This is a genomic window from Acinetobacter sp. UBA3132, assembly GCF_002364825.1.
GTDB classification, from domain to species: Bacteria; Pseudomonadota; Gammaproteobacteria; order Pseudomonadales; family Moraxellaceae; genus Acinetobacter; species Acinetobacter schindleri.
In genome coordinates this window covers 1-7,862 of record NZ_DEZM01000164.1, presented here as the reverse complement: position 1 = coordinate 7,862, position 7,862 = coordinate 1, and the positions used below count along the sequence as shown (strand labels likewise).

Annotated in this window: 7 protein-coding genes; 6 read left to right on the top strand and 1 reads right to left on the bottom strand. The window is 42.5% G+C overall.

Annotated features, from left to right (window positions below; translation table 11 throughout):
* The first annotated feature begins 562 nt into the window (after positions 1 to 562).
* Both gltS and B4033_RS08890 read left to right on the top strand, forming a co-directional pair.
* Complete coding sequence (gene gltS, locus B4033_RS08895) at positions 563 to 1,801, top strand: sodium/glutamate symporter (RefSeq protein ID WP_048882376.1); 1,239 nt, start codon at positions 563 to 565, stop codon at positions 1,799 to 1,801.
* A gap of 55 nt (positions 1,802 to 1,856) precedes the next feature.
* Complete coding sequence (locus tag B4033_RS08890; RefSeq protein WP_076754010.1) at positions 1,857 to 3,332, top strand: alanine/glycine:cation symporter family protein; 1,476 nt, start codon at positions 1,857 to 1,859, stop codon at positions 3,330 to 3,332.
* Between the two features lie 51 nt (positions 3,333 to 3,383).
* On the opposite strand, the gene chrA is transcribed toward B4033_RS08890, so the two are convergent.
* On the bottom strand, positions 3,384 to 4,592 hold the full coding sequence (gene chrA, locus B4033_RS08885; protein WP_286833280.1) for a chromate efflux transporter: 1,209 nt from the start codon (positions 4,590 to 4,592) through the stop codon (positions 3,384 to 3,386).
* Between the two features lie 122 nt (positions 4,593 to 4,714).
* Here chrA and B4033_RS08880 point away from each other — a divergent pair, with 122 nt between their 5' ends.
* From B4033_RS08880 to B4033_RS08865, 4 genes are all read left to right on the top strand, one after another.
* Positions 4,715 to 5,713, top strand: coding sequence for a patatin-like phospholipase family protein (locus B4033_RS08880; RefSeq protein ID WP_286833278.1), 999 nt, complete (start codon positions 4,715 to 4,717; stop codon positions 5,711 to 5,713).
* A gap of 343 nt (positions 5,714 to 6,056) precedes the next feature.
* On the top strand, positions 6,057 to 6,233 hold the full coding sequence (locus tag B4033_RS08875; protein WP_004814805.1) for a hypothetical protein: 177 nt from the start codon (positions 6,057 to 6,059) through the stop codon (positions 6,231 to 6,233).
* 296 nt (positions 6,234 to 6,529) lie between these two features.
* Positions 6,530 to 7,051: an acyl-CoA thioesterase gene (locus B4033_RS08870; RefSeq protein ID WP_004814807.1), complete on the top strand. Its 522-nt coding sequence runs from the start codon at positions 6,530 to 6,532 to the stop codon at positions 7,049 to 7,051.
* Positions 7,052 to 7,183: 132 nt separating this feature from the next.
* Positions 7,184 to 7,747 (top strand): TetR/AcrR family transcriptional regulator, encoded by a 564-nt coding sequence (locus tag B4033_RS08865; protein WP_008307536.1) that lies wholly within the window; start codon positions 7,184 to 7,186, stop codon positions 7,745 to 7,747.
* The last annotated feature ends 115 nt before the right edge of the window (positions 7,748 to 7,862 follow it).

The window sequence follows — 7,862 nt, the reverse complement described above, 5'->3', positions numbered from 1 at the left end:
GCGGTATTTATAATGAATTGTTAAAACTTTAAAATAAGGAAAGATAGATCAAAAAATTATCTATTTATGAATTATTTTTATGAAAAGTCAAGCTATTGTTAATAAAAAACAATAATACAGTGCATTAAGACACCGCATAATGTCCGACTTTTCATCTGAAGGTTCATTCTAAACATTCTGAATAGATCGTAAATATAAAAACTGTGGTTATCGCGGTATTTCTGTAGCGTATCTGTGGGTTTGGAATGAATTTAAAAATATTGTGCTTCGAGATCCTGCAGGATGATGAAGCTTTTATCTCATCTTCCGATGCAGAACCGACTGTTTAACAGCCTCAAGATTTCGCACATTGTATTTTTAAGATGGTCTTAGGGTTATATGTAATCTGCCAGATTGCATTAACGAATTTGAATCAGGTGCTGAATTGTTTTGTTTTTCTAAAAGAGATTACTGTCCGTGTTGACTGATATAGGGTAGGGGGGGTGGACATCATCCACTAAACTTAGGTCAAAAGATTACTTTTAGAACAACAAAAATTCAGAATCATCTTGGGCAAATAATTATGGATTTTACTTTTAACGCATTTTATACCTTGATTGCTGCAGTGATTGTCTTATTGCTCGGTCGTTTCCTGGTTAATAAAATCGATTTTTTAAAGCGCTATAACATTCCAGAACCTGTTGCAGGTGGTCTGGTTGCAGCGATTATCTCCCTGATCATCCATAGCTTGTGGGGTTACAGTATTACCACAAGTGCAGAATTGCAGACCAGTTTTATGCTGATCTTCTTCGCATCGATTGGTTTGAGTGCAAACTTTGCCAAGCTGCGTGAAGGTGGTATTGGTCTGGTGATCTTCCTGATCGCAGTTTCAGTGTTTATCATGGTACAGAACACTGTCGGTATGACATTGGCTAGCCTGTTGGGTATTGATCCACTGATCGGTCTGATTGCAGGCTCAATTACACTCACTGGCGGTCACGGTACGGCAGGTGCATGGGGCGAGATTCTGGAAACGCAACATGGTATCCAGGGTGCCTTGGTGATTGGTATGGCCAGTGCAACTTTTGGTCTGATCATTGGCGGTATCATCGGTGGTCCTTTGGCGAAAATGCTGATTAGCCGCCATGAATTAGCCACGCCTCGTACTGCGGCTCAGGTTGAAAAACGTGATAATACTCCACTGGATGTGAATTCAACTGAATACATTCCATTTGAATATCCACACCGCGTACGCCTGATTACCGCAGATAATGCAATTACTACACTGGGTCTGTTTGCAGGCTGTCTGGCATTTGCAGAATTTATGACCGGTTTCAGTAAAGGTACTGCATTTGAACTGCCAACCTTCGTTTGGGCGCTGGCTGGTGGTGTAATCCTGCGTAACGTGCTTGAAGGTGTGTTTAAGGTTAAGGTCTTTGACCGCGCGATTGATGTATTTGGTAATGCCTCATTGTCACTTTATCTGGCAATGGCATTGTTATCTCTGAAATTATGGCAATTAGCCGACCTTGCTGGCCCACTGATGGTGATCCTCGGTGCACAGACTATTACCATGGCACTGTATGCAGCATTCATAACCTTCCGTGTGATGGGTAAAAACTATGATGCGGCTGTCCTGGCTGCAGGTCACTGTGGTTTCGGTATGGGGGCAACACCGACGGCAGTTGCAAACATGCAGGCCATTACCAATATGTACGGTGCATCACATAAGGCCTTCCTGATTGTACCGCTCTGTGGTGCGTTCTTCGTAGACTTGATCAATGCCACTGTGATTCAGGTAATTCTGAAATTCTTTGTATAAGGATAGATATGCAGAGTCATAACAATAAATCTAAGACGGATAGAAAGGATTGAATATGAATGAACAGCTCAATGAAACCCTGCTGGGTTGGGTCAATGCCCTAAATGGTCCACTTTGGGATTTTCTGGTCGTCTTCCTAGTGGCAGTGGGTATTCTGTATACCATCATGACTGGGGCCGTACAGATTCGTCTGTTCTGGCACAGTATGAAAGTCATGAAACGCAGCCGGAATGAAACCAAGGATGAGCATGGGATCACACCATTCCAGGCCTTTGTAACGGGTTTGGCTAGCCGTGTAGGTGTGGGTAACGTTGCTGGTGTTGCGATTGCCATTGCCATTGGTGGTCCAGGTGCCGTGTTCTGGATGTGGTTTACCGCTTTTCTGGGGATGAGTTCGGCATTTGTTGAATCTTCATTGGCACAGCTGTTCAAGATTCGTGATACCCAGAACAAGCAGTTCCGTGGTGGACCAGCGTATTACATTACGCAAGGTTTGAAACAGAAATGGCTGGGTATCCTCTTTGCTATCGCGCTGATTTTGACGTACGGCTTTGTCTTTAATGCGGTGCAGGCCAATGCGATTATTGGTGCAACTTCACATGCCTGGGGCTGGGATCAGGCGAATCTGAACTTGCCATTGGGTGGTTTTGACCTTGAAGTTTCATGGTTAGGTCTATTTCTGGTCTTGATCACTGCGGTGATCATTTTCGGTGGCATCAAGCGGATTGCAAAAGTTGCTGAAAGTTTTGTGCCATTTATGGCACTTCTCTATCTGATTGTGGCGCTTTATATTGCTGTGATCAATTACGATATGCTGCCATCTATCTTCCAGCTGATCTTCACTAAAGCGTTTGAATTTGAAGCTGCTGCAGGTGGTTTCTTCGGGGCCATGATTTCTATGGCGATGATGATGGGTATCAAGCGTGGCCTGTTTTCTAATGAAGCAGGGATGGGTTCTGCACCGAATGCTGCTGCTGCATCGGATGTAAAACATCCGGTGAATCAGGGCCTGGTACAGATGCTCGGTGTATTTGTAGATACCTTTGTGGTGTGTTCATGTACTGCGATCATTATTCTGGTGTCTGGACTGTATGAAAATGCCGGATTTGAAGGCGTAACCCTGACCCAGATGGCACTAGAAAGCCAGATCGGTGCGTGGGGGGATGACTTCCTGGCATTGATTCTATTCCTGTTTGCATACTCCTCCATTATCGGGAACTATGCCTATGCAGAAGGGAATGTGCAGTTCATCAATAACAATCCAGGTGTGATGATGATCTTCCGTATTCTGGTACTGTTCATGGTGTATTTCGGTTCGATTGCGAGCGTACCACTGATCTGGAACATGGCAGATCTGTTCATGGGCGTGATGGCAAGTATTAACCTGATTGCGATTCTGTTATTGATGCCATTTATCCTGATGCTTCTGAAAGACTATACTGGTCAGTTAAAGCGTGGGGTGAAAGAGCCAGTGTTTAAACTGGATCAACATCCGAAGTTTAAAGACAAGGTCAAATCCGATATCTGGTAAAACCCTGTTGAAAAAGCCCCGAATCATTCGGGGCTTTTTTATTGATTCAGTTTATAAAAAACAGAGATAGCTATAATAGACTGCAAAGCCTGCGATCAGGCTGAACCAGAGTGGAAGTTTTGACCGCAGCAGATAAATCATCACGATTACAAATATCACATCTTCCCAGCGCTTCAGGTAACTTTGTCCAAGTTGCAGGACCAGATAAAGTAACAGTCCGACCACTGCTGCATTGATCCCTGCCACTGCATGACGGATCACAGCTTGCTGCATCAGCCAGGACCAGTAAGGTAAGCTTGCAAAAATCAGCAAGAATGAGGGCAGGAAGATAGCAATAGTCGCCAGTAGGGCATTGAGCCAGAGCTGATCCGTCCAGTCCAATAAAGCACCAAGATAAGTAGCAAAACTGAACAGCGGACCAGGCATCAACTGGGCAAAAGCATAGCCTAGGTCAAAAGCCTGTGCACTGACCAGCTGGGTGCTGACAAAGTCCTGATGAAGCAGGGGTAAAATGACATGTCCACCACCAAAGACCAGAGAACCTGTTCGATAGAAATCGGCAAAGAAACCGAGTTCAGACCAGTGCAGGTACTGAACCAGAAGGGGGATACTTATGAAGGGTAGCAAAAAGGCGATAAACCAGTAAACTGCATGATTTTTCTGAATATAGGGGGTGTCTAGAGTGGCATTTTTCACTGGTGTCGATTGTAACAGTGCTTGACTTTGAAACTTGCTCATCGCAATACTGATCAAGCCAGCCAGTAGAATCACCAGGATCTGGTTAAAGCTGAGTGGGACGACAGCCAGAAAGATTGTGGCAGCGATCATTAGACTATATTGCCACCAGGATTTACAGAAGCTACGCAACATTTGCCAGAATGCCCAGCTGACCACTGCAAACACAATAAGCTGGATCACATGAAAGCTATGTGAGTTTAAAATATGAAAGTAGCGCTGTCCGAGCACGGCAACCAAAGTCATTAACAGTACAGATGGCAAAGTAAAACCTAGCCAGGCCATTAAGGCACCGCTATAACCTCGTTGCATATAGCCGATGCCGATCCCGACCTGACTGCTACTGGGTCCTGGCAGTAATTGGGCCAATGCCACCAGTTGTTGATATTGGGCATCATTCAACCAGTTCAATTGACCGACCATCTTATGGTGAAAAAATACTAAATGTGCAGCAGGCCCGCCGAATGCGGTACATCCAAGCTTGAAGAAAGTCAGAAAAATCTGATAAAGGGTAGGTGACTGCATGGTGATACAGGTTTAAATAGCTATAAGTTATTCAAACTGTATGACAAATTTACGAAATTCAACAGTTAATTTAGCATGGTGTTTATACACTATGCAGCTATTAAAATGAGGATAAGTGCTGTATGCGGAACTATGGGTTGAGCTTCATCATGCTGGGGCTGTTTTTAAACGGCTGTCAGAGCGTGCCTGATCAGCGAGTGATGGCAGTGAAGGCAGGTATTCAATCCAAGCAAATGCAGTACAGCACAGCACAAGCACGTCCGAATCAAATCGATTTTCTGAAGATTAAAGCGACCGAGCAGCGTCCTGTGGTTGCGCTGGTTTTAGGCAGTGGTGGTGCTCGTGGTTATGCGCATATTGGCGCGATTGAGGTACTGGAGCAGGCTGGTATTCAGCCGGACATGATTGTGGGAACCAGTGCTGGCAGTATTGTTGGTTCTATTTATGCCAGTGGCAAACCTGCGATTGAGCTGCGCAATATTGCGCTGAGTATGAAAGCCAATGATGTTCGTGATTTCAGAATCGATCTAAAAGGCTTCTTTGATGGCAAAAAAGTCGAAGACTATGTCAATTTGCAGGTAGATAATGTTCCTTTACAGGACCTGAAGATCCCCATGTTTGTGGTGGCGACAGACCTGAAAGAAGGCAAGAAAGTCGTATTTAATTATGGTAATACCGGTCAGGCGGTACGTGCATCGGTCGCGATTCCAAGTATGTTCATTCCCACCATGATTGAAGAAAAGGAATATGTGGATGGTGGTTTGGTTAGTCCCGTACCCGTAGATGTCGCTCGTGAACTGGGTGCAGATATTGTCATCGCCATTGATATTCTGGCGCAGCCGATTCATACCGAAACGACCAATGTCTGGGGCTTGTTTAATCAGAACATCAACATCATGCAGAAGCGGCTTGCCTTTGAAGAATTAAAACATGCGGATGTAGTGATCCAGCCAGACTTGCGTGAGAAAGGACATATTTTTGATGTGCGTGGCAGAACCATGACTATGGAAGCGGGTATTGAAGCGGCACGGGGGAAATTGCTTGAAATTGAACAGGTATATCAGAAATATGATTATGCAAAGGGACATCAGATTCCACAGTTACTGGCCCGTGAAAAATAATCTCTAAAGCAGCTATTCAATTAAAACCCTTATTTGTAATAAATGAGGGTTTTTTAATTCATATATTCAAAAAATAATAAGAATTACTTATAAAAAAATATCAATCTATAGAAAATATGAGCTAAGTGTTATTAAGTATATATTAATAAAAAACAATCAGCCTTAAAAATATAAGCTGCTGAAATTTAAATAAATTACTAGAATTAATATATTATTAAAGTATATATTTTTAGAATTTTATATGGTTATTTATATACTTAAGTTTATCAATTGTTTGAAAATTCAATCAGTCATGTCAGAATACAATTGATGAAAACAGATAAGATCAAATCTAGGATGACATATGAATAATCTTGAAGTCGGGCAGCAGGTCAAACTGGCTCAGTTTGAGCAATACATCTTTAAAGTAACTGCTACACATCAGGATGGCACTTATACCGTAGAAACACAGCTCGACGGTCAGCAAGTATTGAGTTATCAAAATGTCGCTCAGGAAATGTTAAGACTCAGTGCTGACTAAAGGATGAGTAGAAGAATTTATCTATGAGAAGTTATGAAAACAGTCTGGATAAATTCTTAATTCCATCTATATACAGATTATTCATCATGAAAATAATAAAGAAATAATGATTTTCTGAAATACAGGTTCGATGGAATATCATTCAAGCGGCTTCTATTATATTTATTTCTGTATGAAATCATTTTTTATATAAATAATAATGATGGATTTTTTGCCGAATAGAACATTTAATTAGTAGTAAAAACGATATAATAATGTGCTTATATCATTGTCATTCAAAGAGTTCAAAGAAAGCGATGGCCCCATTAGATCAAATTGCACCAGCTTCAGACGATCAGTCAGAATTAACAATGACTGTTCTTATGACGCCAGACATGGCGAATTTTTCAGGAAATGTCCACGGTGGTACCATTCTGAAATTGCTGGATCAGGTTGCTTATGCCTGTGCGAGCCGCTATTCAGGCAGTTATGTGGTTACGCTGTCTGTGGATAAAGTGAATTTTAAAGAACCTATTCACGTGGGTGAACTGGTGACTTTCCTGGCGAGTGTGAACCATGTGGGTCGTACTTCGATGGAAATCGGGATCCGTGTAGAGGCGCAGAATATCCAGAAACGTACTGTGCGTCATACCAACAGCTGCTACTTTACTATGGTGGCAGTCGATGAAAATGGTAAACCGCAACATATTCCGCCACTGAATCTTGATAATGACTGGAAACGTTGCCGTTTTGAAGCAGCTGAACAGCGTAAGATTGCTAGACTGCAAGAAAATCATCATCCTTCTTGCAGTATTTATAAGAAAACAGCCCACAGCTAATTTCTATAAAGTGAAAAAAGACCTCAAATTAGAGGTCTTTTTTTGGCCTGTACTTTTCATACAGACTGGTCATAACCCTATAAATCATCTATTATGAAACGATACGTATCGTTTCGTTTTTTGATGGATTATATGACACTAGAAGAAAAAGGCTCACGTCGTCAGAAATGTATTTTGCAGGCGGTGGCGGAAGCATTGACTGAATATGAATATCATCAGCTCACCATTGAAGATGTCGCTGCACGGGCGGGGGTGGGTAAGTCCACCATTTACCGCTGGTGGAAACATAAGTCTGAACTGGTTCTGGATACCTTCAGAGCACATACCGCGTCTATTTTTGATCTGGATTTTTCCAGGTCTTTGGAAGATAACCTGGTACAGCAATTAATACGGTTATCTCAGGCACTGGATCATCCGGTAGGACGGGCATTGCTGGTGGTGATGGCTAATCATCGTGAACTTGCAGGGGAATTTTTCACCCAGTATCTGCTACCGCGTCGAGAACAAATGCGCGGCTTGATCCAGCAAGCGATTGAGCGTGGAGAAATCTGTGCGGACTATAATTTTGAATTGATGCTGGACTGTTTGTACGGGCCGATTCACTACCAGATTATCTTTTTTAACAAAATGCCGGATGAGAATTATATTCGCGCGCTGGTTGCACTGATACTCCAGCCTGCAAGACCTCAGGCCTGATTTTAGAATTTTCTGTATATAGTTGGTTTTTATGTCTAGCACGACAGCTCCCTTATGGAATCGCTCATTTATTTTGTGCGTACTGAATAATTTATTTCTGTTTACCTATTATTTT